Below are 26,281 nucleotides of genomic sequence, written 5' to 3'. Positions count from 1 at the left end.
ACGGACAAGGTCACTCAGAACAGCGGCAAGGTGTAACTCAGAGTCAGGCGGTTCTGATCCTGATGACGCGAGGCCTCGCTGCGGGATACTCCGTTGCGCCAGGCAAAACCGACGCCTTTGAAGGTGCCGCCCTGAATCACGTAATCCAGCATCAGGTCACGCTCCCATTCCTTTTGCCGAGGACCGCTGAAGGTCTCGATCCGGTCGCCGTACAAGTACATGACCGAGGCCTTCAGGCCAGGGACGCCGAGGGCGGCGAAGTCGTAGGCGTACTGCCCAAACCGGGTGCGCTCGCCGGCACGGGTGAAGTTCTGGATCAGCCGGTCGGTATAAAGATAAGTACCGGCCCCCCCGGCGCCTTTATCGGCGAGGCTGCCCTGGTTCAACTGGACGAAATTGCTGTTGTCTGAAACCTGCTGATAGCCCAGCGTGAAGGCGTGCCCGCCGAGGCTGTAGATAAAGGCGGCGCTCCAGGTATCGTTGTCTATTTCGCCACGGCCACCGCGGCTGTAGCCCCCCACCTTGTAACCTTCGGCGCGCCCTGAAGCACTGGCATTGGCGCCGTCCGAATCGGTCTTGAAGTAACGCAGATCGGTTTTCAGCGAGCCGTATCCTCCCAGGGAAAGGTCATGGGTCAGGCCGGTGAAATGCTGGGTGTAGTAGTCCTCCAGATTGGCGTAGTAATACTGTGCGAGCAGCCGCTCGGTGACTTTGTAATCGCCGCCGGCAAAGTAGAAGTGATTGCTTTCCCGGGTGCCACCGCTGACCGCCAGCCCCGTTCGATCACTGGAGCCGCGACCGATTGCGTGCTCGATCAACCCGGCGGTCAAGGTCAGCCCATCGATCTCATTGGACACCACTTGCCCGCCTTCGAAGGTCTGCGGCAGCAGGCGCCCGTCAGTGGGCATCAGAATCGGCAGCTTGGGGATCAGGGTGCCGTAGCGCAGTTCAGTCCTGGATACCCGCATTTTTGCCGTCAGGCCCAGACGACCGAATGACTGCGCCGCCTCATCACCGTCATCGGGAAACATCGTACTGCCTACATGACGGCCCTGGCCGCTGTCCAGGCGAATGCCCAGTTGCGCGAGCACATCCACACCCAAACCCACGGTGCCATCGGTAAAACCCGATTGAGCATTGAGTATGAACGCCTGCCCCCACTCCTCGGTTTTCGAGGGCGCGGCGGAGCCGTCGCGGTTGTCGTTGTTGAAGTAGAAGTTACGCAGGTTCAGGCTGGCTTTACTGTCACCGATGAAATCGGCGCAGGCCCAGGGACTGGTCATCAGAGTACAAAGTCCGAAGGTTACAGCGGGGTGGTTAATCTTCATTCAAGCGCCTCTAGCCTTTCAAATGGGCGGCAGACCAAATAGCAACGGCATCGTTATTGTTTTAAGTGCAGCCGGCCGCTTGGCGACCGGCTGCGATACAGACTTCGGTCAGGCCTTGACCTGCAGCACCTGCTCCACCGGTTCGCCTGTACGCAGGCGTGCCAACAGCTCGGGTTCGGCAAGGTCAGAGGCCAGCGCACGATCGATGATCCCGCGCGCCACCGACGGGTCGAGCACCAGTACGCCGTTGTCGTCGGCCAGCACCAGATCGCCGGGGAACACCGTGACCCCACCACAACGGATGGGCTGGTTGATCGCACTGCTGCCTCGATCGACCAGCTTGGTGGTGAGCACGCTGGTGCCACGGGCGAACACCGGCAGCCCGGTTTCTCTCAGCTCCTTGATGTCGGTGACCACGCCATCGACCACAACGCCGCGGGCCCCACGACTCTGAGCGGCGCAGGCGGTGACCGCGCCGACACAGGCGTGCCGAGGGTCATTGCCGGTGTCGATGACCAGCACATCGCCCGGTTGCAGCAGCGCCAGCGCGCGGTTGACCGGGATCGCCTCGCCCTCGGCAATGCGCAGGGTCACCGCCCTGCCCACCAGCTTGATGTCCGGCACCATCGCGCGAATGCCCGGGTCGATAAAGCCGTCTTCAAGAAAGTGCCCAAGGGTCGGGAAGCTGACTTCCATCAAGCGCTCGATCAGGCCTGGCTCAAGAGCAGAATGCATCGTTGCTCTCCTGTTGACGGGGGATCAGTTCGGCGATGCAGTCGATCTCCAGCGCAACGCCCCAGAGCGCAACGCAGACGGTGGTGCGAGCCGGCGGCGCATGCCCGAGCACCTCGCGATAAACCCGATTGAACGGCTCCAGTTGAGCCACATCGGTCAGGTAGGCATTGAGCTTGACGATCTGGCTCAGGCTGGAGCCGGCCTCGAGCAGAATGGCTTCGAGGTTCATCAAGGTTTGCCGCACCTGCTCGGTAAAACTGGCCGGCTGCTCGTCGAGCGCGCCAACGGCCGGGATTTGCCCGGCGGTAAAGACCAGGTTGCCGCTGATCACGGCCTGTGAGTAAGGCCCCACGGGGCCAATGGTGCCTGGAGCTGCCTGAATTCTGAGCATGGCGTTGTCTCTGCGATTGAAAGGAAAAAGAGTCAGGCGCGGGCCGCGTTCGAAGCCCCGGAATTGACCTTGGCGATGTCTTTCTTGAAGGTTTCACTGAGCAGCAACAGCGCCAGCAATGACACGACCGCGCTGCCGATCAGGTACCAGGCCACGGACGAGCCCTTGCCGGTCGCCGACAACAAGGCGGTGGTGACAATCGGGGTCGCGGCGCTGCCCAACAGGCCGGAAAGCATGTAGCTGATCGACAGGCCCGAGTAGCGCACACCCGTGCCGAACAGCTCGGCGAGGAAGGTGGCGATGGGGCCGTAGTTGGCGGCAAAGGCGGTCATCAGCAAGCCGTAGCCGAGGATCACCAGCGGCAGCTCGCGTGTGTCCATCAGCCAGAACAGCGGGAAGGCCACCAACGCCTCGCCGACGATGCCGGCGATGATGATCGGCTTGCGTCCATAGCGGTCAGACAGCGCACCGAACACCGGCAGCAGCACCACGCACAAAGCGCACGACAACAACACCACAGTGAGCATGACGCTGCGGCTGAAACCCAGGGTCTGAGTGCCGTAAGTCAGGCCGAAGGCAACAATGATGTTGTACGAAGCACCGGTGGACATGGTTGCAATGCCGCCCAGCAACACCTGCTTCCAGTACTTGCGCATGACTTCGGCCAGCGGCAGTTTCACTTGCGTATCAGATTTTTTGACCTTGTCGAAAGCCGGCGTTTCGGTGATGTTCAGGCGGATGTACAGGCCCACGGCGATCAGCAGCACACTGGCCAGAAATGGCACTCGCCAGCCCCAGCTCAGCAGGTCTTCCTGTGGCAGCACGGCAGCGATCACCAGGAACGCCAGGTTGGCGATCATGGTCCCGGCCGGCACACCAATCTGTACCCACGAGCCGTAGAGCCCGCGCTGGTTGGCAGGCGCATGTTCGACGGCCATCAACACCGCCCCGCCCCACTCGCCACCCAGGGCCAGGCCCTGAATCACCCTTAAGGTCAGCAGCAGGATCGGTGCCCAGATACCGATGGTTGCGTAGTCCGGCAACAAGCCGATGGCGAACGTGGCCGCCCCCATCGTCAGCAATGACACTAACAACATCGACTTGCGCCCCAGTCGGTCACCGAAATGACCAAACAGTGCAGCGCCGATAATGCGGGCCACATACGCCGAGGCAAAAGTGCCGAACGCCAACAAAGTGCCAATCAAGGCATCGAAGTCGGGAAAGAAGATTTTGTTGAAGACCAGCGCCGAAGCAGTGGCAAACACAAACAAGTCATACCATTCAACGGTGGTGCCAATCACACTGGCAACCGCCACTTTCTTCATATTGACGGTTTGCTTGGGTTCAAGCGTATCACTGCAAGTAGTTGTGGAATGACTCATGGAGTTCTCCTGTGGGCGCGTTTAAATACGCGGCACGGTTTTAGTTATTGTGTTTACTTGGCAGTACTGAAATCGCAGGCAAGTTGGCCCTGACGCCTGTTTTCAGGCGCAAGCGCTCGCTGGCGCCGTTCAAACGGCGTCAGGGTGTTCACTTGTTATTGTTAAGCGTTGCTACTAACCGGCGATGTGTTCCGCTCGAGCCCATACGGCATTGAGCAAGACATCGGCGCCTTTGGCCACGTCATCGGGCAAGGCCATTTCCGCTTCGTTGTGGCTCAAGCCGCCAACGCAGGGAATAAATACCATGGTGGTCGGGCAATGCCGGGCCAGGTGAATGGCGTCGTGGCCGGCTCCACTGACGATATCCTGATGGTCATAGCCCAACCCTTCGACCGCCGTGCGCACCGCCTGGATACAGGCTGGGTCGAACGGTGTTGCCGGGCTGAACCAATGCCGGCTGACGGTCAAGTTCAGGCCGCGCTGTTCGGCGATGCTGACCAGCACCTCGCGCGCCGTGCGCTCCATGGCGTCGATCTGCGTGTCCAGGTGATGGCGCAGATCGACGGTGAAATTCACTTTCCCCGGGATGGTGTTGCGCGAGGAGCGGGCGATGTCCAGCTGGCCGACGGTCACCAGGCCTTTGGGGGCGAAATCGTCGGCCAGTTGCTCCAGTGCCGCGATCATCTGTGCCACCCCGAACAAGGCGTCCTTGCGCAGCGGCATCGGCGTGGTGCCGGCATGGGCGGGAATGCCATCAACCTGCACGTCCAACCAGCAGATGGCCTGGCCACCGGTGACCACACCGACCGGCACGCCGTTGTCTTCCAGAATCGGCCCTTGTTCGATATGCGCCTCGAAGTAGGCATCGAACGGGCGCCCCAATGGCTCGCTGCCGGCGTATCCGCTCCGTTCCAGCGCCTGGGCCACGCTGACACCGCTGGCATCACTGCAAGCCAGACCGGCGGCCAGTTCAAGGTTGCCGGTAAACACCGCCGAACCGAGCATGGCCGGGGTGAAACGGGCGCCTTCTTCGTTGGTCCAGACCGCGATTTCCAGTGGTTTTTGCGTCTGAATGTCGTCGTCGTTCAAACGGCGCACCACTTCAAGCCCCGCCAGCACGCCATAGATCCCGTCAAAACGCCCGCCCTTGGGTTGTGTGTCCAGATGGCTGCCCATCACCACCGGCAATGCCTCCGGGTCCAGGCCCGGGCGGCAGGCGAACAGGTTGCCGATACGGTCGACCTTGACACTCATTCCCGCCTCGCGGCACCAGCCGGCGAACAACTCACGTCCGGCACGGTCTTCCATCGACAGGGCCAGCCGGCAATTGCCGCCCTTTTCGGTTGGCGCCACCTTGGCCATTTCCATCAGGCTGTCCCACAGCCTGTGCGCATTGATTTTCAACATAGGTGTCACCTTGCTTGAACGAACGGGCTTGCGAACCAAGCCCGGTGTGGTTATCAGTAGCCCAGGGCAACACTGACGGTGTTGAGCAGCGGTTCGCCCTGGCTCAAGCGTCGGACGTTTTCCGCGACCTGGCGGGCAATGCAGTCATGGCTGGCGGCTGAAGCCATGTGCGGGGTCACGATGACGCCGGGCAAGGTCCAGAGCGGATGCTCGGCCGCCAGCGGCTCTTTTTCGAACACATCGAGCATCGCGCCCCGTAACTGACCGCAGGCCAGGGCTTGGGCAAGATCGTCGGCCAGCACATGCTGGCCGCGACCGCAGTTGACGATGGCCGCGCCAGGCGCCAGTGCCGCGAAGGTTTCACGACACAAAATGCCCCGAGTGGCGTCGGTCAGCGGCAGCAGGTTGACCAGCAGATCGAGCCCATCGAGAAACGCTGCAAAATCCTCCTGGCCCTTGTAGGTGGTGACCTTTTCCAGATGCTTGCCGGTGCGCGCCCAACCACGAACGGTGTAGCCGGCGCCGGCCAAATCGCTGGCTATCGCACTGCCCAGCGAGCCCAACCCCATGACGCCGACCTTGAAGCTGGCCGCTGCGCGCTGAACCGGCCGCTGCCATTGCTGTTCCCGGTGCTGGCGCAGGACCTGGTCAAAACCCCGGTGATAGTGAATCACCGCCCAACGCACGTACTCGGTCATGCCCTGGCGATGGCCCGGATCGACCACGCGACACACCGGCAACGCCGGGCGTTGCGGGTCGTGCTGCAGGTGATCGATACCGGCCGCGACCGAATGAATCAGTTTCAGGTTCGGCAACCGCGCCAGGCTGCCGGCAGGCGGAAACCAGCAGGCGGCGACCTCGGCACGCTGTGCACCCGGCTCATCGGCCAGTACCACTTCAAGTTCCGGCGCTTCGCGTTGGAAAGAGCGCTTGAGCGAGGCCAGCAAACCCTCATCGGTCGCCAACAGGACCACAGTGTTCATGAGCAGTACGACTCGCGTTGGGATTGGATCAGGGTCAGTGCGGCTTCCCAGCTCAACGCGACGATTTCTTCGGCATCGTCACGCTCGAATTGCTCGGCGGTATGACGGCAGACGCTTTCGCTCGGGTAGTGCAACTCGCTTCCCCCCGCCAACGCCTGGACCTGGGCCTGGCAGGCACGCTCCAGAAAGTGGATCTCATGGAAGGCCTCGGCGACGCTCCTGCCGCCCACGAGCAGCCCGTGGTTGCGCAAAATCATGGCCTTGTGCGGGCCGAGATCGGCGATCAACCGCTCACGTTCCTCCAGCGATAGGGCGATGCCTTCATAGGTGTGATACGCCAACTTGCCATAGAACTTCAGCGCATGCTGGCTGATCGGCAACAGCCCCTGCTTCTGGGCGGCCACTGCCATACCGGCGGCGGTGTGGGTATGGATCACGCAGTTCAGGTCCGGGCGCGCCATATGGATGGCAGAGTGGATGACGAAACCTGCGGCGTTCACCCGTTGCTCACCACCGTGACTGTCGATCACCCGGCCCTGCTGGTCGATGCGGACCAGATCCGAGGCTTTCATGCGGTCGAAAATGACCCCGTAGCGGTTGATCAGGAAATGATGCTCCGGCCCCGGAATACGCAGGGTGATGTGCGTATCGATCAGGTCGGTCATGCGAAAGTGCGCAATCATCCGGTACAGGGCTGCCAGTTCGCAGCGGGCCTGCCATTCGGTATCGCTGAAGGTGTACGGCTTGCTCATGGAAACTCCTGTTTTAGTGTGCGATGGCGGGACGGGCTGCAGGCGCCGCGTTGCCACGCAGGCGGGCCAGGCCACAAATCCCGATCAGGGAAAGTACCGAAAGGAAGGTGAAGAACACCGCCAGCGGTAACCATTGACCTTCAAAGCGGGTGGCCAGCAAGGTGCCGATCAAGGGGGTTGAGCCGCCGGCAAGGGTGCTGATCAACTGATAGGACATCGAGATCCCCGAGTAACGCAGCCGGGTCGGAAAGGCTTCGCACATGTAACCGGCAATCACTGCATACAGCGCCGACAAGGTCACGACCGCCATGGCGATACCGAGGGTCATCAACACCAGGTTCTGGGTGCCGACCAGCATGAACATCGGGTAAGGCACGAGCATGCACAACAGCGCCACACACTTGAGAAAGCGCTCGGTGCCGACTCGCTCGGCGAGCAACGCCGCCAGTGGCTGGGAGAGAAACTGCAAGACAGTCACCAGAAACAGACAGTCGAGAATCGTCGAGCGAGCGATGCCCTGATATTGGGTGACATAGGTGATCATGAAGGTGTTGGTGAAAAAGAACCCCGCCGAGCCGATGGTCACCGCCAGGGCGGCGAAAACGATCTGCCGCCAGCAGGTACGCACCACTTCCAGCACCGGGTATTTCGCCGTCTGATCCTGTTCGCGGACCGCCTTGAACTCGGGCGACTCCTCGACCCCGAAGCGAATCGCCAGACCCACCAGCATCAACAGGCCGCTGACCAGGAACGGCAGGCGCCAGCCCCAGTCGAGAAAATCAGCCTGATCGAGTGAAGACACCAGCCGAAAGGCGATCAAGGCCAACAGCAAACCCGCCGGGCTGCCCAATTGGGCAAAGGAGGCGTAGAAAGTCTTGCGCTTGGCCGGCGCATGTTCGCTGGCCATCAACACCGCACCGCCCCATTCGCCGCCCACGGAAATGCCCTGAACGATACGCAGCGCTACCAGCCCGATCGGGGCCCAGATGCCGGCGCTGGCATAGCTGGGCAACAGGCCGATGCAGGTGGTGGCCAGGCCCATCAGCACCATGGTGAACAGGAGCATTTTCTTGCGCCCCAGACGATCGCCCAGATGGCCGAAAACCATGCCGGCCATGGGCCGGGCGATAAAGCCCACGGCGAAGGTGCCGAATGCCGCGAGGGTGCTGACCCCTGGAACTGTGCTTGGGAAAAACACCTGGCCCAATACCAGTGCCGCCGCCATGGCGTAGATATAGAAATCGTAGAACTCGATGGTGGTGCCAATAAAGGCAGCCGCCGCCGCTCGGCGTGGCTGGTTGGAAGACGTGTGCATCGCAGGGCCCTTTTTCGATTACTTGTAAAGGCAGTCAGAACTTGGCTAGTCCGGTTGCGCTCTGATGGCGCTCTTGCGTCTTTATCGCGCCCGGCCAATAATTAGTCAATTTTCTAATTCTTATGCACTATATTAGCCACGCTAATATTCATAAACCTCAACTCAGGCGTTGGCTAAAAGCTGACGGACTGATCAACCGGCAAAAACCGCCAGGCAGGCCGGCGGTGCAGCCTCCATCAACGTTTTTCAGTCGTTATTCGCCTTCCCCGAACAGGACCGATTCAATGAGCCAGACACCCGCACCCTCGGAGCCTCAAGCCGCAAAATGGGACAGCCGGCGCTTTCTCAATGACCGACTGGACTGGAACCTGCTGCGCACCTATCTGGTGATCGGCCAGGAAGGCAGCATCAGCCGGGCAGCGGCACGCCTGCACATCACCCAGTCCGCGGTGAGCCAGGCCCTCAAGCGGCTGGAAGAACAACTGGAGTGCACACTGATCCAGCGTCGCGGGCCGCGCTTTGACCTGACCGAAGCCGGTGATGAGGTGTATCGGATCGCCTCGGATATCTATGGCAACGTCTCGCGCCTCAGTGCCGCCATCGAGACCCGGCAGGACGATGTGATCGGCAAGATTCGGCTGCTGACCATCAGCTGCGTGCAGTCGACGCGCTACGACGATTTTCTCGCCGAGTTCCACCACCGCCACCCACGCGTGGAGTTCGAGATAGAGGTCATGCGCAGCTCCGACATCATCAGTTCGCTGCTGCAAAAAACCGCAACGCTGGGGGTGGGCCTGTGTCGAATTCCGCAACCGAAGCTGGAACAACGCTGCCTGTTGCACGAGCGCTATGCCTTTTTCTGCGGGCAACGGCACCGCTTTTTCGGGCGCAAGGATTTGACCCTGGAGTCGCTGCAGGGTGAGAACTTCGTCAGCTTTACCAGCGATCAGATCGGTGGAAACCTTTCACCACTGGCCATGTTTCGCGATCAGCAAGGCTTTACCGGCAAGATCGTCGCCTCCTCCTCAAGCTTTGAAGAGATTCGAAGGCTGGTGTATGCCGGTTTCGGTATCGGTTGCCTGCCCGACCATGCGGTCGAGGCGGAGGTACAAAGCGGACAACTCTGGCGCCTGCCGCCCGAGGAAGGGATCGTCGACGTGGACATTCATCTGCTCTGGAACCGCGACCAGAGAATGACCCACGCCGAAACGATATTTCTCGAGAGTTTCCAGCATGCACTGGCTACTCCCGAAACCTGATGGATGCGACGCCAAGCGCTTAGCCGAACAGCCAGCGACCGATCACATAGAGGACGATGACCGCCAGGACCGGCCGCAGAATCCGATACAACCTGGGATTGGCGCGCTTGAATTGCTTGACCTGGTCGCTGACACCGTTGCTGAAGTTCTTGCTCCAGGCGTAGGCCTGGTTGATGCCGCCAACGCGTTCGTCATCCAGGTTCTGCGGCGCCGTGGCACGACCCAGGAAGGCGCTGACACGGCGGTTGATGCGGGTCATGAAGCCGTTGCTCAGCGGCCGCTCGATGTCGCAGAACAGGATCACGCGGGTGTGTTCGGTTTCGTTCTTGACCCAGTGCACGTAGGTTTCATCGAACATCACGTCTTCGCCATCTCGCCAGGCGTAGACCTGGCCGTCGACGTAGATGCGGCAGTCATCGGAGTTGGGCGTGGACAGCCCCAGGTGATAACGCAGGGAACCGGCAAAGGGGTCGCGGTGTGGGTTCAGGTGGCTGCCACCGGGCAGCAGCGCGAACATGGCACCCTTGACGTTGGGAATGCTGCTGACCAATTCGACGGTTTTCGGGCACAGCAGGTTGGCCGAAGGCAGGGGCTTGTCGTACCACTTGAGGTAGAAACGCTTCCAGCCTTTCTTGAAGAACGAACCGAAACCGGCGTCGTTGTTCTTCTGCGCTGCGCGAATATAGCCCTCGTCGAACAGGTGCATGGCCTCTTCGCGGATGACTTCCCAGTTGTCCTTGAGCAGGTCCAGCTCAGGGAATTTGCTGCGGTCCAGATAGGGCTTGGATGGCACGCCGGAGAACAGGTACATCAGGGCGTTGTAGGGGGCGAACAAGGCAGAATGGTTGACGAACTGCCGCAGCAGCGGCAAACGCGCCTTGCCGCGCAAATGCACATAGAGCGTACTGCCGAGAAACAGGAGTAGAACCGAGGCCTTGGCTACAAAAGAAAGGGTCATGCAACAACACTCCTTGATGAGCAATTGGCCATGATAAACCCTTCCCGTATCAGTAAAAACCGATGGGATCCAACATTGTGAGTTGAGGATTATGTAACAAACAGTCGGGAGTGTTATTGCCGCGGATCATCTGGCGAGCAAGCCACATGACCCGCGCTTGAGCCCTTACTGCTGGTTTTCCTGTTCAGTGAACAGGTCACTGAACAACATGCTCGACAGGTACCGCTCACCCGAGTCCGGCAGAATCACCACGATGGTCTTGCCCTGCATCTCCGGTTTCTCGGCCAGGCGCACCGCCACGGCCATGGCCGCGCCGCAGGAAATACCACTGAGAATCCCCTCCTCCTGCATCAGCCGCAACGCCATGGTCTTGGACTCCTCGTCACTGACCAGCTCCACCTGGTCGACCATCGACAAGTCGAGGTTCTTTGGCACAAAACCGGCGCCGATGCCCTGGATCTTGTGCGGGCTTGGCTTGATTTCTTCACCGGCCAGTGCCTGGGTGATCACCGGCGAGGTGAGCGGCTCAACCGCCACCGACAGGATCGGTTTGCCCCGGGTCTTCTTGATGTAGCGCGACACGCCGGTGATGGTGCCACCGGTACCGACCCCGGCCACCAGCACGTCGACCGCGCCATCGGTGTCGTTCCAGATTTCCGGGCCAGTGGTTTTTTCGTGGATCGCCGGGTTGGCCGGGTTATCGAACTGCTGCGGCATGAAGTAGTTGGCCTTATCGCTGGCAACGATTTCAGCGGCTTTCTCAATTGCGCCTTTCATGCCCTGGGCCGGGTCGGTCAACACCAGTTCGGCACCCAGCGCCTTGAGCACCTTGCGCCGTTCGATGCTCATCGACGCCGGCATGGTCAGCATCAGTTTGTAGCCTCGTGCAGCGGCCACAAAGGCCAGGCCGATGCCGGTATTGCCGGAGGTTGGCTCGACAATGGTCATGCCGGGCTTGAGCCGACCGCTGCTTTCGGCGTCCCAGATCATGTTCGCGCCGATCCGGCATTTCACCGAGTAGCCCGGGTTGCGCCCTTCGATCTTGGCCAGCACGGTCACGCCACGGGGGGCAATGCGGTTGATCTGCACCAGCGGCGTGTTGCCGATGGAGTGGGCGTTGTCAGCAAAAATACGGCTCATGAAGGGTCCTTTGCACACCATCTGAAAACTTCAAGGGTAAGCCTGCCCCCTCGGCCAGTCCACCCCCGTCGAACCCCTGCGCGCCCTGGCAGTCAACACTGTATAGACCGTTTGGGACCAAACCCATGAAGTGTCGTTACCGTTGGCCATTGATCAGCCTGGCAGCCCTGATCGTCGTGCTGCTCGCCATCCACCTGACCCTGCCGTGGATGGTGCGCAACTACCTCAATGAGCGCCTGGCTGACATGGGCGACTACCGGGGCCAGATCGTCGATGTGGACCTGGCCTGGTGGCGTGGCGCCTACAAAATCAATGGCCTGAAGATCGTCAAGGTGAACGGCAAGGTCCCGGTGCCATTTCTCGATGCGCCGCTGATCGACCTGTCGGTCAGCTGGCATTCACTCTGGTATGACCATGCCGTGGTGGCCGAGGTGGCGTTCTTCGAGCCCGAACTGAACTTTGTCGATGGCAAAAGCAAACAGACCACCCAAACCGGTCAGGGCACTGACTGGCGCGCCCAGCTCGGCAAGCTGTTGCCGATTACCCTCAACGAAGTGCAAATCGACAACGGCATCATCACTTTCCGTAATTTCAGCTCAAAACCACCGGTGAACTTGAAGGCCACCCGGGTCAACGCGAGCATTTTCAACCTGACCAACGTGGTCGACCTCAAGGGCCGTCGCGATGCCCGCTTCGAGGGTAAGGCGCTGCTGCTGGGGCACGCGCCGCTGGAAAGCACAGCAACCTTCGACCCTCTGGGCAATTTCGAGGATTTCGAGTTTCGCATGCGCACCACCGGCATCGAACTGCGCAAACTCAACGATTTTGCCAGTGCCTATGGCAAGTTCGACTTCAATTCCGGCAGCGGTGACGTGGTGATCGAGGCCGAGGCCAACAAAGGCAAGCTCAGCGGCTATATCAAGCCACTGCTGCACGATGTGGACGTGTTCAACTTGCAGCAGGACGCTGAAAACAAGAACGAGGGGGTCTTGCGTTCGATCTGGGAAGCGCTGGTCGGTACCACCGAAAACGTCCTGAAAAACCAGCGCAAAAATCAGTTCGCCACCCGGGTGGCGCTCAGCGGCAACGTGCACCAAAGTGATATCAGCGCATTCGAGGCGTTTTTGCAGATCTTGCGCAACGGCTTTATCCAGGCCTTCAACGCCCACTATGAACAGCCGCCGCCCAAGTCTGACTGAGTCAAACCATGACGCCCCATTCAGAGACTGAATGGGCCGTCTGCGTTCCCAGTCGACTGGGGCCCGCGTTATAGTCGCGCATGACATTTTTCCGCCCGCAGCCTTTGTGCGGCGAACGATCGAGGATTGGCAGATGAAGTTCGAAGGTACCAGCGCATACGTCGCCACAGACGACCTCAAGCTTGCGGTCAACGCCGCCATCACCCTGCAACGGCCGCTGCTGGTCAAGGGTGAGCCCGGCACCGGCAAGACCATGCTGGCCGAGCAACTGGCCGCATCCGCAGGTGCACGGCTGATTACCTGGCACATCAAATCCACCACCAAGGCCCACCAGGGCCTCTACGAGTACGATGCGGTCAGCCGCTTGCGCGACTCGCAGCTGGGCGTGGACAAGGTCCACGATGTGCGCAACTACCTGAAAAAAGGCAAGCTGTGGGAAGCCTTCGAGGCCGATGAACGCGTCATTCTGCTGATCGACGAAATCGACAAGGCCGACATCGAGTTCCCCAACGACTTGTTGCAGGAACTCGACAAAATGGAGTTCTACGTCTACGAGACGGATCAAACCATCAAGGCCAGGCATCGCCCGATCATCATCATTACCTCCAACAACGAAAAAGAACTGCCGGACGCCTTCCTGCGCCGCTGCTTCTTCCACTACATCGCCTTCCCCGACCGCGTCACCATGCAGCGCATCGTCGACGTGCACTACCCCGACATCAAGAAAGACCTGGTCAACGAGGCGCTCGAAGTGTTTTTCGACGTGCGCAAGGTGCCAGGCCTGAAGAAAAAACCCTCCACCTCCGAACTGGTCGACTGGCTCAAGTTGCTGATGGCTGATGACATTGGCGAAGCGGTATTGCGCGAGCGCGATCCGACCAAAGCCATTCCACCGCTGGCCGGTGCCCTGGTGAAAAACGAGCAGGACGTGCAGTTGCTTGAACGCCTGGCGTTCATGAGCCGCCGCGGTAACCGCTGATCAACCCGCTTGCCCGGAGGGACGACGGCCATGCTGCTCAACCTGTTCAATGAAATGCGTGCAGCCAAGGTGCCGGTGTCGGTGCGCGAGCTGCTCGACTTGATCAACGCCCTCAAGCAGGGCGTGACCTTCGCCGACATGGACGAGTTCTATTACCTGTCTCGGGCCATTCTGGTGAAGGACGAACGCCATTTCGACAAGTTCGACCGGGCGTTCTCGGCCTATTTCAACGGCCTGGAAAAACTCGATGACCTGCTCCAGGCGCTGATCCCCGAAGACTGGCTGCGCAAGGAGTTCGAGCGTTCGCTCAGTGACGAAGAACGCGCCCAGATCCAGTCCCTCGGTGGGCTGGACAAGCTGATTGAAGAATTCAAGAAGCGCCTTGAGGAGCAGAAGGAACGCCATGCCGGCGGCAACAAGTGGATCGGCACCGGCGGCACCAGCCCGTTCGGCTCGGGCGGCTTCAACCCGGAAGGCATTCGCGTCGGTGACGCCGGCAAGCGCCAGGGCAAGGCGGTCAAGGTCTGGGACCAGCGCGAATACAGGAATCTCGACGATCAGGTCGAACTGGGCACCCGCAACATCAAGGTCGCCCTGCGCCGCCTGCGCAAGTTCGCGCGCCAGGGTGCGCCGGACGAGCTGGACATCGACGGGACCATCGACCACACCGCCCGCGATGCGGGCCTGTTGAACATCCAGATGCGCCCGGAACGGCGCAACAGCGTGAAGCTGCTGTTGCTGTTTGATATCGGCGGCTCGATGGACGCCCACGTGAAGATCTGCGAGGAACTGTTCTCGGCCTGCAAGACCGAGTTCAAGCACCTGGAGTACTTCTACTTCCACAACTTTGTCTATGAGTCGGTGTGGAAGAACAACCTGCGCCGCACTTCCGAACGCACCTCGACCATGGACCTGCTGCACAAATATGGCGCCGACTACAAAGTGGTGTTTGTCGGCGATGCGGCCATGGCCCCCTACGAAATCACCCAACCGGGTGGCAGCGTCGAGCACTGGAACGAAGAAGCCGGCTACGTCTGGATGCAACGGTTCATGGAGAAGTACAAAAAGCTTATCTGGATCAACCCCTACCCCAAGGACACCTGGCACTACACCGCCTCGACCAACATCGTGCGCGAGCTGATCGAGGACAGGATGTTTGCGCTGACCTTGAATGGGTTGGAGGAAGGGATGCGGTTTCTTTCCAAATAATCTGGGGTGCTCCGGCAAGCACACCGTCCTGTAGGAGCTGGGCTTGCCCGCGAATGAGGGCACCGCGGTTTTTCAGTGGGTGCGCGTCATCGTTCATCGCGGGCAAGCCCGGCTCCTACACAGGAGATACGCGCAGCCGGGCTTGTCGGACCGCAGCGGCCCTAAATTACAAACCGCTGCAAATACCGCCGATGCTGCTCATGGGCCGTGTCCTGCACCACCGGCGCCAACCGCACCACCGCGCCCGGCAGGCATTGCGCCAGCCGCGCCAGCGCCAACGGCGTCAACGCCCCCAAACGCGGATAGCCGCCAATGGTTTGCCGGTCATTGAGCAACACGATCGGCTGCCCATCCGGCGGTACCTGCACCGCGCCCAAGGGGATGCCTTCGGAAATCATCGGGTGGCCCAGATACCTCAATGCCGGGCCCAGCAGGCGAATCCCCATACGGTCAGCACGGGTGTCCATAGTCCAGTCGCTGTTGAATGCATCAAACAGACTTTGGCCGCTGAAATCGCCAATTTGCGCGCCCAGCACCAGGTCGAGCGGCGCCGTGCAGGTGAAATCCGGAATACAGTCCACCGGCATCGACCTGACAGCGCTCACCTCTCCCGCAGCACTCAAGCGATCGCCCTTGGCCAGCGCCGACCCCAGCCCATCCAGCCCGCCCAGCGCCTCGCGCATCACGCTGGCGCAACTGCCCAGTACCTGAGGCGCCGCAAAGCCGCCTGGCGCAGCCAGATAGGCTCGCGCCCCGTCCTGCGCCTGGGTAAAGCGCAAACGCTGACCGGCCTTGAGCTTGAACACCTGCCAGGGCGACAACGGCTGCCCGTCGACCTGAGCGCCCAGGTCTGCGCCCGCCAGCGCCAGGTGGCAATCACGCTCTGCCAGCACGCCGAAACCGCCCAGGGTGATTTCCACCACGGCCGCCTCCAGTGCATTGCCCAGCAGCCAGTTGGCCCAGGACATCGATACCCAGTCCAGCGCCCCCCCCTGGGTCACACCCAGGTGCCGGACACCAAATCGCCCGGCATCCTGCAGCAGGCACAGCGGGTTGCTCGCCTCGATCAACAACTGACTCATGCCAAGGCCTCCAAGGGGGTGTCGTCGCCGCCAAGACGAATGAACGCAGCATGGTCGATCGCCACGAAGCGCACTCGATCGCCCGGCTGCAACAGGCTGTAGCCTTTCCGCTCACGGTCAAACAATCGGCTTGGGGTGCGCCCGATCAGGTTCCAGCCACCCGGCGAAACCGCCGGGTAAGCCGCCGTCTGGCGCTCGGCGATGCCGACGCTGCCGGCCGCCACGCGCTTGCGCGGGGTATCCAGCCGTGGTGCAGCCAAGGATTCGTCCACCAATCCCATAAAGGCGAAACCGGGTGCAAAGCCCAAGGCAAAGACCTGATAGTCGCGGCCGCTGTGGCGGCTGATCACCTGTTCGATCGTGCTGTCGCTGCGCTCGGCCAACAAGGCCAGCTCCGGGCCGACGCTCAGGTCGTACCACACCGGGATTTCATGAGTGCGCCCCGCGCCACCGGCATCCGGTTCAAGCCGCTCCAGCGCTTCGGTGATGCAGGCGCGCGCCTGGCTGGGTGCCATATGCCTCAGGTCGTACTGCACCATCAAGGTGGTGTACGACGGCACAAGATCGATCAGGCGCGGGCCGAAGCCTGCGCGCAGGCGTTGGCTGGCCGCCAGCAGCCACGGCATGTTGGCCTCATCAATGCGGTCGAACAGGCGCACCATCAGGCAGTCGATGCCCACCACTTCTATGCGCGGCGTCATGGCGTCGACAGCCTGTCGAGCGCTTCACGGATCCGCTGCACGGCTGCGACGGAACTTGCATTGTCGCCATGCACGCAGAGGGTGTTCGCGGTCAGGATAAGCTCGCTGCCATCGCTGGCGATCAAGGCCTTGCCGCTGGCCAGTGCCAGGGCCTGGGCGATCACCTGTTCGGGGTCATGGTGGACGGCGCCCGGCAATTGCCGCGAGACCAGACGCCCAGCCTCATCGTAGGCCCGGTCGGCAAAGGCTTCGAACCACAGGGTCAAACCGAACGCTTCGCCCATGGCCTGGGCAGCGCTGTTGTCGCGGGTCGCCATCAGCATCAGCGGCAATCGCTTGTCATAGGCCGCCACCGCCTGCATCACCGCTCGCAGAATCTGTGGGTTGGCCATCATGTCGTTGTACAGCGCGCCATGGGGTTTGACGTAGCTGACGCGCCCGCCCTTGGCACGGCAGATGCCGTCCAGCGCACCGATCTGGTAGTGCAGCAGGTCCTGGATTTCCTGGGCGGAACAGGCCATCGAGCGACGTCCGAAACCGACCAGGTCCGGGTAGGCCGGGTGCGCGCCAATGGTCACACCATGGCTGAGCGCCAGGGCTACGGTCTTGGCCATGATGCTCGGGTCGCCGGCATGAAAACCGCAGGCGATGTTGGCGCAGTCGATAAAGGGCATGACTTCGGCATCCAGGCCCATAGTCCAGTTGCCAAAACTCTCGCCGATGTCGCAGTTCAGTAGCAGCCGGCTCATGACCGCGGCTCCTTGTGTGATCTGGAAAAATGGTGGCGCATCATAGCGTCAGCAGTGGGTGCCAAGGCCATGGTCTCAGTTCGCGTCCAGTTGCTTGCCACGGGTTTCCGGCAGGCTCAGCGCCGCCACAATCACCACCCCGTAGGACACCGCGGCAAACGCACCAATCCCCAGGCCCAGCGGCACTTTCTGGCTGAGCAAGCCGATCAGCAGCGGAAACAGCGCCGCGATCGCCCGGCCGATGTTGTAGCAGAAACCCTGCCCGGAACCACGAATCCGGGTAGGAAACAACTCGGTCAGGAACGCTCCCATGCCACTGAAAATACCCGAGGCGAAAAACCCCAGGGGGAAGCCGAGCCAGAGCATCACCCCATCGCTGACCTGCATCTGGGTGTAGAGCAGCACGATGATGAAAGAGCCCACCGCGAACAGGATGAAGTTCTTTTTGCGCCCCAACAGGTCAGTCAGGTACGCGCTGATCACATAGCCCACGTACGAGCCGAAGATCACCATCGCCAGGTAGCCGCCGGTGCCCAGCACGCTCAGGCCACGCTCATTCTTGAGAAAAGTCGGCAGCCATGAAGTGATCGCGTAATAACCGCCCAGGGCGCCGGTGGTCAGCACCGAGGCGCGAAAGGTGGTGAACCACATGCCCGGGGCGAAGATTTCGTAGAATTTGGACGGTGCTTCGGTCTGCTCGATCGCCTTGGCAGCCTTGTAGATCTCCGGGTCCTTGACCAATCGACGGACGAAAATCACAAACACCGCTGGCACGATACCCAGCAGAAACAGCGCCCGCCAGGCGGTTTCCGGTGGCAGCCAGGAAAACAACAGCGCATACAGAATCGCGGTAATGCCCCAGCCCAGCGCCCAACCGGACTGCACCATGCCAACCGCCTTGCCACGGTCCTTGGCGCGGATCACTTCACCGATCAAGACTGCACCTGCCGTCCATTCGCCGCCAAAGCCGAAGCCCATCAGGGTGCGGGCAATCAACAGTTGTTCATAGGTCTGGGCAAAGCCGCAGAGGAAGGTAAAAAACGCGAACCAGAGCACGGTCAGCTGCAAGGTCCGTACGCGGCCGATGCGGTCGGAAAGAATCCCGGCGATCCAGCCGCCCAGCGCCGAGGCGATCAGGGTAGTGGTGTGAATCAGCCCGGCTTCGCCGGTGGTGATGCCCCACATCGCGATCAATGTCGGGATCACGAAGCTGAGCATTTGTGTGTCCATGCCGTCCAGGCCGTAGCCGATCTTGCAGCTCCAGAATGTGCGGCGCTCCTGTTTGCCGATGTTGCGATACCAGGTAAAGGGGCCTGCGCGCTCACCGGCTGCGACTTGCTCCAGGGTGCCCGACTTATTCATGGGACTCTCCGCATCAACTTTATTGGTATTGTTTTAGCGACGACGATGATTGTCGTGGCCTGGAACGCATTTTTGGACCGCACGCCGAAAGCGTCCAACGAATAAAACCGGGTGTCTGGCATAAGAAAAATTTGATTACCCCGCACCGAGCATCGCCACCATGAACCTCAAATTCCTCGAAACCTTTGTCTGGGTCGCCCGCCTGAAAAGCTTTCGCCTGACCGCCGAAAAACTCTTCACCACCCAGGCCTCGATCTCCAGCCGCATTGCGGTGCTGGAAGGCGAATTGGGGGTCAAACTGTTTTTGCGCGATTCGCGCGGGGTCAGCCTGACGCCCGAAGGCGTCAAGGTGCTGGACTACGCCGAACGCATGCTCGACACCGCCAAGGCGCTCAAACAATCGCTGGACGGTGACCGGCGCAAGGTCGGGCGCATCCGCCTGGGGGTCATGGACAGCGTTATCCACACCTGGCTCAGCCCGCTGGTGTCGGAATTGATGGAGCAGTATCCGCAGGTGGAAATCGAGTTGGTCGCCGATACTTCGCTGAACCTCTGCGATCAGCTGCAAAAGGGCTTTCTGGACCTGATCCTGCAAACTGACCTGATCCGCCAGGCCTCCATCCGCAGCCTGGCCCTTGCCAGCTACCCCATGGGCTGGATCGTCGCCAGCGACTCGATCTACAACCGCGAGTACAGCTCACTGGCAGAGCTGGCCAGAGAGCGCATCGTGACCTTCTCGAAAAACTCACGGCCTCACCAGGAAGTCTTGAGCCTGTTGCAAGCCCACGGCGTGGATACGCCGCGGTTGAACTGCGTGAACTCGGTCTCGGCCATCACCCGCCTGCTGCGCGACGGTTTCGGCATCGGCGCCCTGCCGCCGGTGCTGGTCAGCGAGGAACTGGCCCGGGGCGAGCTGACCTTGCTTGCGCTGGCACCGCAACCGCCCAGCGTTGAGGTGGTGGTGTCGTGGCAACTGGGGGTGGAATGGTGTGATGAGGTGGTGGCGCTGTGCAAGTCGGTGTTGGTGAGGTATGCGCAGAAGGTCAGCGCGGGGCAGATTGTGTTGGCGATTGAATGATAAGGCACTGACTGTCTCTGACCCACCGCGCTGAATTCATCGCGGGCAAGCCTCAATGCCGGTCAGTTAAGGCGAGATCCATGTGGGAGCGGATTTACCGGATCGCCGGACCGCCGCGAATGAAGGCACCGCGCAATGCCAGAAAAACCGCGGTGTCTGGATTCGCGGATAAATCCGCTCCCACAGGTTTTCGGCGCTCCATTCCTTAACTGACCGGCATTGGGGCAAGCCTTGCTCCCACATTCCCCGCTCAGCATTTTGTGTAAGGGCTGTTGTGGGAGCAGAGCTTGCTAGCGATGAGGCCAACTCAAGCGACAAAAAACTTGCCGGGGTAGACGCTGCCTACACAGCACGCTCTTGCCGTCGGCCGGGCAGCAGCCAGCCGACCATCACCACCACGCTCTCCACCACCCAGGCAAACACCAGCGCAAACCCCAGCCCCCAGGCGATCGCCGACGGTGCCAGTAGAATCTGGTAGCTGTAGCCATTGAGGGTTTCGTCGCGCAGTTGCGGGTCCGGTACGGCCAGCACATGCCAGGCGCGGACATACCAGGGGCCTTGCAAGGCCAGCCATTCGCGCTCCAGGGTCTGAAAGCGGCCCAACAGGCTGGCAATGCTGATGGCATCGCTGCGGAACACCGGGTCGTCGCTGTTACGGTAATGGGCCACCAGCGCCTGCAAATCACCGTCGAAGAAGCGCCGCGCCGTTTCGTTGAAACCCTTGAGGCCTTCCAGCGCCTCGTTGCGGTGCGCTTCGACGCGCTGGCTGTAGTCGTTGATCAGGCCGGGCACTTGCACACCCACCAGCAGCCCAAAGGTGAACAATACCAATCGCAGGTAGCTTCGCAGCATAACGCTCTTCCCTAGTCTGTGCGGCCCTCGCTGACCCGTTCCCCCCGGCGCCAGAGGCTCCATTGACCGGGTTCGTAGCGGTTCCAGGTCTCGTTTTCGGTCAACGGCTCGGTGGCGATCACGGTGACCACGTCATCCGGCGTGGTTTCGGCCTGGAAATCGACGATCACATCGACATCCTTCAATCGGGCCGGACCGAACGGAGCGCGCCGGGTGATATGTGCCAGTTTGGTCGAGCAAAAGCAGAACAGCCAGTCGCCATCACTGAGCAGGCAATTGAAAACGCCCTGGTGACGGTATTGGGCACAGGCCGCAACCAATTCCGGCAACAACACTTCGACCTCGACCGGCTCGGGAAATGCCGTGCGAATGCGATTGAGCAAATCGCAGAACGCCGCCTCGCTATCGGTATCTCCCACCGGGCGGTAGAACGTGGCCTGGGGATCGAAACCCGCCAGCTGGCCGTTGTGGGCAAAGCACCAGTTACGGCCCCACAGCTCACGGACAAAAGGGTGGGTATTGGAGAGGCAGACCTTGCCGACGTTGGCCTGGCGAATATGGCCGATCACCACTTCACTCTTGATCGGGTAGCGCTGCACCAGCTGCGCGACTTCCGACTCGCTGCTGGCGGCCGGGTCCTGGAACAGGCGCAAGCCGCGCCCCTCGTAGAAGCCGATGCCCCAACCGTCGCGGTGCGGGCCGGTACGGCCGCCGCGTTGCATCAGCCCGGTAAAGCTGAAGACGATATCGGTCGGCACGTTGGCGCTCATGCCCAGCAGTTCACACATGGCTTGGTTCTCGCTTCAGGCGACAGGCTTACAGGCGCGGTTCGATCCGGGCATGCCCGGCCGGCGCCGGCGGTGCGGGCGGGGTACGCCCGTAGCGGTCGTCACGGTCGGCGGAAAAAGGCCCGTCCGGCATCGGCGGCTCAGCGCCCTGCTGGGCGGCGACCTGCTCGCGGCGGGCAGCAGCGCGGCGCTCCAGCGGCCAGCGCGCCAGCACGAACAACAGATAAAGGCCAAAGGCGATCATGCCGTACATGGCGAGGTCGGAAATCGCCCGCCAGGCGTTGTTGCCGACCTTGAACATCAAGTCCAGGGCGGTAATGGCGATGGCGGGGGCGAATTTTTCCTTGACCGGGTCGATAATGGTTGGCGTCAGCAGCAACACGGCCATCAACAGGCGCATTGGCTCACGCAACCAGCGCCACATCCAGCGGGTCAGGCGCAGCCATACCAACAGGCAGCCCAGGGCGGCAAAGGCATAAAGGCCCCAGGCGAGCAGATAATCGTTCTCGGTCATGGCTTCCGTGGCAAGGTAGGCAAACAGGCGCTTATGATAACGACTTTTGAGCGTCTCGGCGCGCCCAACCCGCATGCCCTGCCGAACGCACACCCTGCCCCGTCAAAGAGAGCCGCGCATGTCCGCATCCCTCACCGCCCCAATCGCCCGCAAAGCCCAAGGCCCCGATCCCTATGCCTGGCTGCAGGAGCGCGACGACAAAGACGTGCTTGACTACCTCAAGGCCGAGAACGCCTACCAGGAAGCGCAACTGGCCGACCAGGCCGCTTTGCGCGAGCAGCTGTTCGAGGAGATCAAGGGCCGCATTCTCGAGACCGACCTGTCGCTGCCCTCGCCGTGGGGGCCGCACCTGTATTACACCCGCACCACCGCGGGCGACGAATATGCCCGTCACTACCGCTGCCCGCGCCCGGCCGACGACAGCCTGGGCGTCGATGAAAGCCAGGAACAGCTGCTGCTCGACCCCAACGAGCTGGCCGCCGGTGGTTTCCTGTCGCTGGGGACCTTCAACGTCAGCCCCGACCATCAGCGCCTGGCGTACAGCCTGGACACCACGGGCGACGAGGTCTATCGCCTGTACGTCAAGGAGCTGGCGACTGGCGTGATCCAGGAGCTGCCGTTCGATGATTGCGACGGCAGCATGACCTGGGCCAACGACAGCCAGACCGTGTTTTTCACCGAGCTGGATGACACCCACCGGCCGCACATGCTCTACCGCCATACCCTGGGCAGCGGGACCGCCGACAAGGTTTTCGAAGAGACCGACGGGCGTTTCTTCCTGCACTGCTACCGCTCAAGCTCCGAGCGCCAACTGGTGCTGCTGCTCAACAGCAAGACCACCAGCGAAGCCTGGGTGCTCGATGCCGACCAGCCACAACAGCCCTTCGCCTGCCTGGCGCCACGGGTTGAGGGCCACGAGTACTACCCCGATCACGGCCAGCTCGATGGCGCCTGGCGCTGGTTTATCCGCACCAATCAGGACGGCATCAATTTCGCCCTGTACACCGCCCCCGACCAAGGCGTGCCGACTCGCGAGCGGTGGCTACCGCTGATCGCCCACCGCAACGCCATCATGCTCGAAGGGGTCAGCCTGAACGCCGAAGGTGTGACCTTGAGCCTGCGCGAACGCGGCTTGTCGATCATCGAGGTGCACCCACGCGTCGGCAAGCCTTACCAGGTGGAACTGCCTGACGTGGTCTACAGCTTGCATGTGCAAGACACCCTGGAGTTCGCCAGCGCGCAGATTCGCCTGCGCTACGAATCGCTCAATCGACCGGCCCAGGTTCGTCAGCTGACACTGGCAGACGGCGCCCAGAAAGTGCTGAAAGAGACCCCAGTACTCGGCACCTTCGCCGCCGACGATTATGTCAGCCAGCGCCTGTGGGCCACCGCCCCGGACGGCACCCGGGTGCCGATCAGCCTGGTCCAGCGCCGCAAGGACCAGGGCCAGCCGGTCCCGCTTTACCTGTATGGTTATGGCGCCTACGGCGAGAGCCTCGACCCGTGGTTCTCCCATGCCCGCCTGAGCCTGCTCGAACGCGGCGTGGCCTTCGCCATTGCCCACGTGCGCGGCGGCGGCGAGCTGGGCGAAGCCTGGTACCGGGCCGGCAAGCAGGAACACAAGACCAACACCTTCAACGACTTTATCGCCTGCGCCGAACACCTGATCGCCGAAGGCCATACGCGTGCCGATCAGCTGGCGATCAGCGGTGGCAGCGCCGGTGGCCTGTTGATCGGCGCGGTGCTGAATCAGCGCCCGGAGCTGTTCGCCGCCGCCATCACCGAAGTGCCGTTCGTCGACGTGCTGAACACCATGCTCGACCCGGACCTGCCGCTGACTGTCACCGAGTACGACGAGTGGGGCAACCCTGAAGCGCCCGACGTGTACGAGCGGATCAAGAGCTACGCGCCTTACGAAAACGTGCGTGCCCAGGCTTACCCGGCCATGTTGGTGATCGCCGGCTATAACGACAGCCGGGTTCAGTATTGGGAGGCGGCAAAGTGGGTGGCGAAGTTGCGCACCCTCAAGACAGACGACAATCTGCTGCTGCTCAGGACCGAGCTGGGCGCCGGCCATGGCGGCATGAGCGGACGCTATCAGGGGCTGCGCGATGTGGCGCTGGAGTACGGCTTCGTGTTCAAGGCTTTGGGGCTGGCTTGACTCGTGACTCGTCGTCCGACAGCCGTTCATCGTCCGGGCTCAGCCCGGGCAACGGCTGATCCTTGGGCGGCGGCCCTGGCACCTTGATCGGCGGCAGCAGCGGCGCATGGGGGCCGCTGATGCCACCTGCCCTGGGCACACTGGGGACCACCACCTGGGGATAAGGTGTAGGCGTCGCGGTACCGGGCGCCCCGGGCGACGGGATGGTCACCGGCCGAGGTTGCAGATCCTCGGCGCCGACCCCGCAACTGACCCACATACTGGCCAATGCACTGGCCGCTATCAGCCACAACATTGCACGCATCGATTAGCCTCTCTCGCCAGAGACACCTGGCACTCCTTAGGCTACTCCAAAGCCTGGAAGTTGCCTGCCCGAAACCCTAATGAACGCGCTAGACTTGAGCCATAACCGTGATCCAAGACTCAAAGGTGAGACCATGAGCACCGCAACACCGCCCTCCAACACCGCCAAGCTCGATCGCATCCTGGCCGATGCCCAGCGCGACCGCGAGATGGGTTACCGCGACAAAGCCCTGAAAATGTACCCGCACGTCTGCGGCCGCTGCGCTCGTGAGTTTTCCGGCAAGCGCCTGAGCGAGCTGACCGTGCACCATCGCGACCACAACCACGACAACAACCCCCAGGACGGTTCCAACTGGGAGCTGCTGTGCCTGTATTGCCACGATAACGAACACGCCCGTTATACCGATCAGCAGTACTACGCCGAAGGCTCGCTGAGCACGCCCAAGGCCGCCAAGGTCACGCACAACCCGTTTGCCGCGCTGGCCGAACTGATGAAGAAAGACTGATCGTTCGCCACTCAGTCCGTATAATCGCCCTTTTTCGAAAGGGCCAGGCTTGTGGCGAATAAACGGTATAGCTGCATCGGTCTGTTCAACCCCAAATCAGCGGAGAACGTCGGCTCGGTCATGCGCGCCGCCGGTTGCTACGGTGTGAACTCGGTGTTCTACACCGGCAAGCGCTATGAACGCGCCCGTGACTTCGTGACCGATACCAAGCGGGTGCATTACGACATCCCGCTGATCGGCATCGATGATCTGCAAAAAATCATCCCGCTGGGCTGCACGCCGGTCGCGGTGGAACTGGTCGAGGGCGCCCGCCCGCTGCCCGAGTACACCCACCCCGACCGTGCCATCTACATCTTCGGCCCCGAAGATGGCACGCTGGACCAGAGCGTTCGCGACTGGTGTGAAGAGACCATCTACATCCCCACCACCGGTTGCATGAACCTGGCGGCCACCGTCAACGTGGTGCTCTACGATCGTATGGCCAAAGGCCTCAACACCCGCTCGGGGCCCAAGTTCAAGTGAGAAAACGCCAGGTCCGATGGAACAGCGCTGGGGCTGGGCAGTCAGTTGAATATCACCCTTAGCAGCACTGCCCAGGAGATTGACCATGCGCGACCGCAATCCTGTGGACCTTATCGAGGCCACCCCCTTCCAGAGCAAGCCTGAACACAACGTGCACGGCTGGGAACGTGCCAGCTCCGTCGCCGGCGGCGTGATCATGGTCGGCAAGGGCCTGCGCCGAGGTGGCCTGTTCGGCCTGGTGCAGATCGCCATCGGCGGCGTGGCCCTGGCCCGCGGCCTGACCGGCCACAGCGCGACCAAGAGCCTGCTGGAGAAAAATCGCCGGGATTTCGATGCAGCGCGTACGCGGATTGAGCGGGCGGGGGAAGAGCTGGGGATGTTGAAATCCAGTGCCCAGGCGGCAACGGGCACGGCGACTGTGACGGGGAATGATTCGCTGGAGAATCCGAAGGTTTCTTGAACCTGAGGGGCCTACAATCTTCGCATTAGTTGTGAGAGCGTGCTTTTGTGGGTGCAGTGCTTGCCTGCCATGCTTTTGATCTAGTAGGAGCCGGGCTTGCCCCAATGCCAGTCAGTTAAGGATCGGAACACAGACGTCCATGTAGGAGCGGACCCGGCCGCGATGG

Annotated in this window: 26 protein-coding genes and 1 pseudogene; 9 read left to right on the top strand and 18 right to left on the bottom strand. The window is 61.6% G+C overall.

Annotated features, from left to right (window positions below; translation table 11 throughout):
• Positions 1-14: 14 nt before the first annotated feature.
• The 8 genes from GUY40_RS13225 to GUY40_RS13190 all read right to left on the bottom strand — a co-directional run bounded on the left by GUY40_RS13225 (position 15) and on the right by GUY40_RS13190 (position 8,293).
• The gene (locus tag GUY40_RS13225; RefSeq protein ID WP_166569392.1) at positions 15-1,328 is read right to left on the bottom strand and encodes an OprD family porin; all 1,314 of its coding nucleotides are present in this window, start codon (positions 1,326-1,328) and stop codon (positions 15-17) included.
• A gap of 108 nt (positions 1,329-1,436) precedes the next feature.
• On the bottom strand, positions 1,437-2,063 hold the full coding sequence (locus GUY40_RS13220) for an RraA family protein (protein WP_166569391.1): 627 nt from the start codon (positions 2,061-2,063) through the stop codon (positions 1,437-1,439).
• Positions 2,047-2,454, bottom strand: coding sequence for a RidA family protein (locus tag GUY40_RS13215; RefSeq protein ID WP_166569390.1), 408 nt, complete (start codon positions 2,452-2,454; stop codon positions 2,047-2,049). Before GUY40_RS13215 ends, GUY40_RS13220 begins: the two co-directional genes overlap by 17 nt.
• Before the next feature lie 32 nt (positions 2,455-2,486).
• The gene (locus GUY40_RS13210) at positions 2,487-3,836 is read right to left on the bottom strand and encodes an MFS transporter (protein ID WP_166569389.1); all 1,350 of its coding nucleotides are present in this window, start codon (positions 3,834-3,836) and stop codon (positions 2,487-2,489) included.
• A 174-nt stretch (positions 3,837-4,010) separates the two neighbouring features.
• Positions 4,011-5,243, bottom strand: a complete 1,233-nt coding sequence (locus GUY40_RS13205; protein WP_166569388.1) for a Zn-dependent hydrolase — start codon at positions 5,241-5,243, stop codon at positions 4,011-4,013.
• A gap of 53 nt (positions 5,244-5,296) precedes the next feature.
• Complete coding sequence (locus tag GUY40_RS13200; RefSeq protein WP_166569387.1) at positions 5,297-6,226, bottom strand: glyoxylate/hydroxypyruvate reductase A; 930 nt, start codon at positions 6,224-6,226, stop codon at positions 5,297-5,299.
• The gene (locus GUY40_RS13195) at positions 6,223-6,978 is read right to left on the bottom strand and encodes a class II aldolase/adducin family protein (RefSeq protein ID WP_166569386.1); all 756 of its coding nucleotides are present in this window, start codon (positions 6,976-6,978) and stop codon (positions 6,223-6,225) included. Before GUY40_RS13195 ends, GUY40_RS13200 begins: the two co-directional genes overlap by 4 nt.
• 13 nt (positions 6,979-6,991) lie before the next feature.
• On the bottom strand, positions 6,992-8,293 hold the full coding sequence (locus GUY40_RS13190; protein WP_166569385.1) for an MFS transporter: 1,302 nt from the start codon (positions 8,291-8,293) through the stop codon (positions 6,992-6,994).
• Positions 8,294-8,577: 284 nt separating this feature from the next.
• Between GUY40_RS13190 and GUY40_RS13185 the strand changes: the two genes are divergently transcribed.
• Positions 8,578-9,552 carry a LysR family transcriptional regulator gene (locus tag GUY40_RS13185; protein WP_166569384.1) on the top strand — a complete coding sequence of 325 codons (975 nt, stop codon included), beginning with the start codon at positions 8,578-8,580 and terminating at the stop codon, positions 9,550-9,552.
• A 19-nt stretch (positions 9,553-9,571) separates the two neighbouring features.
• On the opposite strand, the gene GUY40_RS13180 is transcribed toward GUY40_RS13185, so the two are convergent.
• Together GUY40_RS13180 and cysK are read right to left on the bottom strand one after the other, a co-directional pair.
• Entirely contained in the window at positions 9,572-10,510 is a 939-nt protein-coding gene (locus tag GUY40_RS13180) for an aspartyl/asparaginyl beta-hydroxylase domain-containing protein (protein ID WP_166569383.1), read from the bottom strand.
• A gap of 165 nt (positions 10,511-10,675) precedes the next feature.
• Entirely contained in the window at positions 10,676-11,650 is a 975-nt protein-coding gene (gene cysK / locus GUY40_RS13175; protein ID WP_166569382.1) for a cysteine synthase A, read from the bottom strand.
• A 125-nt stretch (positions 11,651-11,775) separates the two neighbouring features.
• On the opposite strand from cysK, the gene GUY40_RS13170 reads away from it, so the two are divergent.
• From GUY40_RS13170 to GUY40_RS13160, 3 genes are all read left to right on the top strand, one after another.
• Positions 11,776-12,849, top strand: coding sequence for a DUF748 domain-containing protein (locus GUY40_RS13170; protein WP_166569381.1), 1,074 nt, complete (start codon positions 11,776-11,778; stop codon positions 12,847-12,849).
• Between the two features lie 133 nt (positions 12,850-12,982).
• On the top strand, positions 12,983-13,828 hold the full coding sequence (locus GUY40_RS13165; RefSeq protein ID WP_166569380.1) for a MoxR family ATPase: 846 nt from the start codon (positions 12,983-12,985) through the stop codon (positions 13,826-13,828).
• A gap of 30 nt (positions 13,829-13,858) precedes the next feature.
• Positions 13,859-15,037: a VWA domain-containing protein gene (locus tag GUY40_RS13160; RefSeq protein ID WP_166569379.1), complete on the top strand. Its 1,179-nt coding sequence runs from the start codon at positions 13,859-13,861 to the stop codon at positions 15,035-15,037.
• Between the two features lie 161 nt (positions 15,038-15,198).
• Here GUY40_RS13160 and GUY40_RS13155 read toward each other — a convergent pair whose 3' ends face one another.
• The 4 genes from GUY40_RS13155 to GUY40_RS13140 all read right to left on the bottom strand — a co-directional run bounded on the left by GUY40_RS13155 (position 15,199) and on the right by GUY40_RS13140 (position 18,931).
• Positions 15,199-16,119 carry a biotin-dependent carboxyltransferase family protein gene (locus GUY40_RS13155; RefSeq protein ID WP_166569378.1) on the bottom strand — a complete coding sequence of 307 codons (921 nt, stop codon included), beginning with the start codon at positions 16,117-16,119 and terminating at the stop codon, positions 15,199-15,201.
• Entirely contained in the window at positions 16,116-16,820 is a 705-nt protein-coding gene (gene pxpB / locus GUY40_RS13150) for a 5-oxoprolinase subunit PxpB (protein WP_166569377.1), read from the bottom strand. Before pxpB ends, GUY40_RS13155 begins: the two co-directional genes overlap by 4 nt.
• Positions 16,817-17,569, bottom strand: coding sequence for a 5-oxoprolinase subunit PxpA (locus tag GUY40_RS13145; RefSeq protein ID WP_166569376.1), 753 nt, complete (start codon positions 17,567-17,569; stop codon positions 16,817-16,819). The genes pxpB and GUY40_RS13145 overlap by 4 nt, the downstream gene beginning before the upstream one ends.
• A 75-nt stretch (positions 17,570-17,644) precedes the next feature.
• Positions 17,645-18,931 carry an MFS transporter gene (locus GUY40_RS13140; protein ID WP_166569375.1) on the bottom strand — a complete coding sequence of 429 codons (1,287 nt, stop codon included), beginning with the start codon at positions 18,929-18,931 and terminating at the stop codon, positions 17,645-17,647.
• A gap of 160 nt (positions 18,932-19,091) precedes the next feature.
• Here GUY40_RS13140 and GUY40_RS13135 point away from each other — a divergent pair, with 160 nt between their 5' ends.
• Positions 19,092-20,009, top strand: coding sequence for a LysR family transcriptional regulator (locus GUY40_RS13135; protein ID WP_166569374.1), 918 nt, complete (start codon positions 19,092-19,094; stop codon positions 20,007-20,009).
• A 342-nt stretch (positions 20,010-20,351) separates the two neighbouring features.
• On the opposite strand, the gene GUY40_RS13130 is transcribed toward GUY40_RS13135, so the two are convergent.
• Genes GUY40_RS13130 through GUY40_RS13120 form a run of 3 tightly spaced genes read right to left on the bottom strand, consistent with a single transcriptional unit; the run spans position 20,352 to position 22,163 of the window.
• Entirely contained in the window at positions 20,352-20,861 is a 510-nt protein-coding gene (locus GUY40_RS13130; protein ID WP_166569373.1) for a DUF2937 family protein, read from the bottom strand.
• Between the two features lie 11 nt (positions 20,862-20,872).
• Positions 20,873-21,649, bottom strand: a complete 777-nt coding sequence (locus tag GUY40_RS13125) for a class II glutamine amidotransferase (RefSeq protein WP_166569372.1) — start codon at positions 21,647-21,649, stop codon at positions 20,873-20,875.
• 28 nt (positions 21,650-21,677) lie between these two features.
• The gene (locus GUY40_RS13120) at positions 21,678-22,163 is read right to left on the bottom strand and encodes an MFS transporter (RefSeq protein WP_256675730.1); all 486 of its coding nucleotides are present in this window, start codon (positions 22,161-22,163) and stop codon (positions 21,678-21,680) included.
• A gap of 122 nt (positions 22,164-22,285) precedes the next feature.
• On the opposite strand from GUY40_RS13120, the pseudogene GUY40_RS13115 reads away from it, so the two are divergent.
• Positions 22,286-24,324 (top strand): annotated as a pseudogene (locus GUY40_RS13115) (S9 family peptidase); the annotation flags it as partial.
• Here the strand turns inward: GUY40_RS13115 and GUY40_RS13110 are convergent.
• Complete coding sequence (locus GUY40_RS13110) at positions 24,302-24,619, bottom strand: hypothetical protein (protein ID WP_178117817.1); 318 nt, start codon at positions 24,617-24,619, stop codon at positions 24,302-24,304. The pseudogene GUY40_RS13115 and the gene GUY40_RS13110 sit on opposite strands and share 23 nt — an antisense overlap.
• A gap of 142 nt (positions 24,620-24,761) precedes the next feature.
• Between GUY40_RS13110 and GUY40_RS13105 the strand changes: the two genes are divergently transcribed.
• The 3 genes from GUY40_RS13105 to GUY40_RS13095 all read left to right on the top strand — a co-directional run bounded on the left by GUY40_RS13105 (position 24,762) and on the right by GUY40_RS13095 (position 26,115).
• Positions 24,762-25,133, top strand: a complete 372-nt coding sequence (locus GUY40_RS13105; protein WP_166569368.1) for a YajD family HNH nuclease — start codon at positions 24,762-24,764, stop codon at positions 25,131-25,133.
• 51 nt (positions 25,134-25,184) lie between these two features.
• Positions 25,185-25,655, top strand: coding sequence for an RNA methyltransferase (locus GUY40_RS13100; protein ID WP_166569367.1), 471 nt, complete (start codon positions 25,185-25,187; stop codon positions 25,653-25,655).
• 85 nt (positions 25,656-25,740) lie between these two features.
• Positions 25,741-26,115, top strand: a complete 375-nt coding sequence (locus GUY40_RS13095) for a DUF2892 domain-containing protein (protein WP_166569366.1) — start codon at positions 25,741-25,743, stop codon at positions 26,113-26,115.
• The last annotated feature ends 166 nt before the right edge of the window (positions 26,116-26,281 follow it).

Origin of the sequence: Pseudomonas sp. R5(2019), from assembly GCF_009905435.1 — a bacterium.
Classification (GTDB): Bacteria; Pseudomonadota; Gammaproteobacteria; order Pseudomonadales; family Pseudomonadaceae; genus Aquipseudomonas.
Note: the sequence above shows the minus strand (reverse complement) of the source record. Positions and strands in the feature narration are given on the sequence as shown.

Excerpts from the sequence above, each read along its gene's own strand:
- GUY40_RS13110 (WP_178117817.1), bottom strand. The coding sequence starts at position 24,619 with ATGTTGTGGCTGATAGCGGCCAGTGCATTGGCCAGTATGTGGGTCAGT.
- GUY40_RS13185 (WP_166569384.1), top strand. The coding sequence starts at position 8,578 with ATGAGCCAGACACCCGCACCCTCGGAGCCTCAAGCCGCAAAATGGGAC.
- GUY40_RS13120 (WP_256675730.1), bottom strand. The coding sequence starts at position 22,163 with ATGACCGAGAACGATTATCTGCTCGCCTGGGGCCTTTATGCCTTTGCC.
- GUY40_RS13180 (WP_166569383.1), bottom strand. The coding sequence starts at position 10,510 with ATGACCCTTTCTTTTGTAGCCAAGGCCTCGGTTCTACTCCTGTTTCTC.
- GUY40_RS13135 (WP_166569374.1), top strand. The coding sequence starts at position 19,092 with ATGAACCTCAAATTCCTCGAAACCTTTGTCTGGGTCGCCCGCCTGAAA.
- pxpB (WP_166569377.1), bottom strand. The coding sequence starts at position 16,820 with ATGACGCCGCGCATAGAAGTGGTGGGCATCGACTGCCTGATGGTGCGC.
- GUY40_RS13095 (WP_166569366.1), top strand. The coding sequence starts at position 25,741 with ATGCGCGACCGCAATCCTGTGGACCTTATCGAGGCCACCCCCTTCCAG.
- GUY40_RS13220 (WP_166569391.1), bottom strand. The coding sequence starts at position 2,063 with ATGCATTCTGCTCTTGAGCCAGGCCTGATCGAGCGCTTGATGGAAGTC.
- GUY40_RS13190 (WP_166569385.1), bottom strand. The coding sequence starts at position 8,293 with ATGCACACGTCTTCCAACCAGCCACGCCGAGCGGCGGCGGCTGCCTTT.
- GUY40_RS13155 (WP_166569378.1), bottom strand. The coding sequence starts at position 16,119 with ATGAGTCAGTTGTTGATCGAGGCGAGCAACCCGCTGTGCCTGCTGCAG.
- GUY40_RS13105 (WP_166569368.1), top strand. The coding sequence starts at position 24,762 with ATGAGCACCGCAACACCGCCCTCCAACACCGCCAAGCTCGATCGCATC.
- GUY40_RS13140 (WP_166569375.1), bottom strand. The coding sequence starts at position 18,931 with ATGAATAAGTCGGGCACCCTGGAGCAAGTCGCAGCCGGTGAGCGCGCA.
- GUY40_RS13225 (WP_166569392.1), bottom strand. The coding sequence starts at position 1,328 with ATGAAGATTAACCACCCCGCTGTAACCTTCGGACTTTGTACTCTGATG.
- GUY40_RS13215 (WP_166569390.1), bottom strand. The coding sequence starts at position 2,454 with ATGCTCAGAATTCAGGCAGCTCCAGGCACCATTGGCCCCGTGGGGCCT.
- cysK (WP_166569382.1), bottom strand. The coding sequence starts at position 11,650 with ATGAGCCGTATTTTTGCTGACAACGCCCACTCCATCGGCAACACGCCG.
- GUY40_RS13125 (WP_166569372.1), bottom strand. The coding sequence starts at position 21,649 with ATGTGTGAACTGCTGGGCATGAGCGCCAACGTGCCGACCGATATCGTC.
- GUY40_RS13130 (WP_166569373.1), bottom strand. The coding sequence starts at position 20,861 with ATGCTGCGAAGCTACCTGCGATTGGTATTGTTCACCTTTGGGCTGCTG.
- GUY40_RS13145 (WP_166569376.1), bottom strand. The coding sequence starts at position 17,569 with ATGAGCCGGCTGCTACTGAACTGCGACATCGGCGAGAGTTTTGGCAAC.
- GUY40_RS13160 (WP_166569379.1), top strand. The coding sequence starts at position 13,859 with ATGCTGCTCAACCTGTTCAATGAAATGCGTGCAGCCAAGGTGCCGGTG.
- GUY40_RS13195 (WP_166569386.1), bottom strand. The coding sequence starts at position 6,978 with ATGAGCAAGCCGTACACCTTCAGCGATACCGAATGGCAGGCCCGCTGC.
- GUY40_RS13210 (WP_166569389.1), bottom strand. The coding sequence starts at position 3,836 with ATGAGTCATTCCACAACTACTTGCAGTGATACGCTTGAACCCAAGCAA.
- GUY40_RS13200 (WP_166569387.1), bottom strand. The coding sequence starts at position 6,226 with ATGAACACTGTGGTCCTGTTGGCGACCGATGAGGGTTTGCTGGCCTCG.
- GUY40_RS13205 (WP_166569388.1), bottom strand. The coding sequence starts at position 5,243 with ATGTTGAAAATCAATGCGCACAGGCTGTGGGACAGCCTGATGGAAATG.
- GUY40_RS13170 (WP_166569381.1), top strand. The coding sequence starts at position 11,776 with ATGAAGTGTCGTTACCGTTGGCCATTGATCAGCCTGGCAGCCCTGATC.
- GUY40_RS13165 (WP_166569380.1), top strand. The coding sequence starts at position 12,983 with ATGAAGTTCGAAGGTACCAGCGCATACGTCGCCACAGACGACCTCAAG.